Source organism: Lactobacillus nasalidis (assembly GCF_016587775.1).
In the GTDB taxonomy this organism is placed as follows: domain Bacteria; phylum Bacillota; class Bacilli; order Lactobacillales; family Lactobacillaceae; genus Lactobacillus; species Lactobacillus nasalidis.
On sequence record NZ_BOCG01000442.1, the window covers coordinates 1 to 2,209 of the forward strand.

2 protein-coding genes are annotated in these 2,209 nt (G+C 55.1%); both read right to left on the reverse strand.

The genetic code is table 11. The features are described 5' to 3' along the window. Positions 1–28: 28 nt before the first annotated feature. Positions 29–1,192 (reverse strand): hydroxymethylglutaryl-CoA synthase, encoded by a 1,164-nt coding sequence (locus tag lacNas_RS08200; protein ID WP_201330208.1) that lies wholly within the window; start codon positions 1,190–1,192, stop codon positions 29–31. Positions 1,193–1,195: 3 nt separating this feature from the next. Continuing rightward, positions 1,196–2,209: hydroxymethylglutaryl-coenzyme A reductase family protein (locus tag lacNas_RS08205; protein ID WP_201346765.1), on the reverse strand; the 1,014-nt coding region annotated here is incomplete at its 5' end.

The window sequence follows — 2,209 nt, forward strand, 5'->3', positions numbered from 1 at the left end:
GCCTCACCTGCAGGTGAGACGATTGCTTTTATTTTTGCTTGTACTGACGGACGTAGCCTTCCTGGCCGGCCAGATACCAGGTGCCGTGGTTGGCATCACTGGTGAATTCCACGTTTTCCGGCAGAGCTTGGAGGCCTTCAGTGAAGATTTCTTCATATTGGCCGATGCCCAGACGGATTCTTTCCCGCAGCATCCGCGCGTGCAGGGCTGGGCGCAGGCGCTTTTGGTAGCCTTCAACGACCCGGCCGCTGAAGAATTCCGCCATGGCGCCAGACCCGTATGAGAAGAAACCAACCCGGTCGCCGGCTTCAAGCTCGCCGTTTTCCAGCAGACTCAAGACAGACATGTACAGGCTGGCCGTGTAGATGTTGCCGACCTGGCGGCTGTACTTGGCTGAAAGCTGGAAGTTGTCGCTAAGGCGCTTGACGGTTTCGTCATCCTGGCCTTCAATGGCGATCTTGTGCGCCTTGTAGCCCATCTTGGTGTAAGGCAGGTGGTAGCAGATCCCGGCAAAGTCGGCAACTGCAAGCTGCTTTTCTTCCAGGAAAGGCTTAAAGGTGCTCTTGAAGAAGTCCAGGTAGACATCCCGGCTGTAGTGGCCGTCAACGACCGCGGTGGCCAGGTTGTTCGGCCGCCAGAAGTCATTGATGTTTTCAGAATGCGACGTGTGGCCGTCTTCCAGGGCGATAATTGCAGGATCTTCCTTGATCAGCATGCTGATCGCCCCGGCGCCTTGGGTTACTTCACCAGGCGTGGACAAGCCGTAGCGGGCGATGTCGCTGCCGATGATCATGGCGCTGTGGTGCGGGTGTGCCCGCACATAGTCGCGCGCCACCTGCAGGCTGGCAGTCAGGGCAAAGCAGGCTTCCTTGATTTCAAAAGTTCTGATTTGGGCAGGAAGGTTGAGTGCTTCCTTGACAAAAAGTGAGGCTGACTTTGACTGGTCAATTCCGCTTTCGGTCGCAAAGATCAATAAGCCTAATTTCTCCAGATCAACCTGGTCTAAATATTCGGCCGTCGCGTTGATCCCCATGGAAACCGCGTCCTGGGTCTTGTCTGCAACTGCCATCCGATCTTGGCCAATACCGATCAAAAATTTGTTGGGATCCTGGTTTCTGGCGTTGGCCAGGTCAACCATGTCCACAAACTTGTTAGGAGTATAGAAACCTATCTGATCAATACCGATGTCCATTAATTATTGTCCTCGCAATTCTCTTAAAAAATTTCTTGCCGCTGTTTCGCCATACTTACCTTGGCTGATCATTAACTGATAAACAGCTTCCTTTTCTTCAGGCGTTGCCGGCAAAGTCTGCACCACGTTGCGGCTCTGCAGGCGCATGTGGCCGGCTTGAATCCCCTTGGTTGAGATGGCGTTCAAGGCCGCGAAGTTGTTCGCCAGGGCCACGGCCGCGGTGAGCTCTGCCAGTTCAGCTGCTTTTATTTTACCTAAAATGGCATAGCTTTGTCTAATATCAGGCCGCGACGAAATTGAGCCGCCAACCACTCCCAGGGCCAAAGGCAGGGTGACCGTGCCAACCAGCTGGTCATCTTTCAGCTGCCAGGAGCTGAGGCTGCGGTACCGGCCGCTTCTAGCCGCGTAGGCATGACAAGCTGCTTCAACGGCCCGGTAGTCATTGCCCGTTGCCAGCATGACCGCGTCCACCCCGTTCATGATTCCTTTGTTGTTGGTGACGGCCCGGTAGACATCGCCGGCACCGATCCGGCTGAGCAGGACCATTTTTTCGGCAATTTTCCGGCCTTCGGCCTCATCGCCGGTCTTGCTGAGACCAGCCACGGGCACTGAGGCCCGGGCAGTAGTCAACTGGCTGGGATAGTTGGACAAAATGGCAAAAAGCTTCGCTTCAACGCCGGGAAAGGCCAGCATTTTTTGGGACAAAAATTCCAAAATCGCGTTGGTTTTATTGGCGCCCATGGCTTCGGCCGGATCGACCAGAGACAGAAGGTAGACAAGGTCTTCTTCCTGGCGAGCGGTCAATTCTCTTAAGCCGCCGCCGTGCTTGACCAAACTGGCAAATTCAGCATTGGCCGCTTCAATGTAGGCCGGAAAAGCCTGCTTAAAGGCTTCCAGGGAAAAGTCGCCGGCCACTTCCAGTACGATCTGCCCATAGATGCCGTCTCTGTGGCTGCTTGCTTGAACGCCGCCGAATCTGGCAAAAACGCTCATGCCGTGGTTGGCGGCAGCGACGAC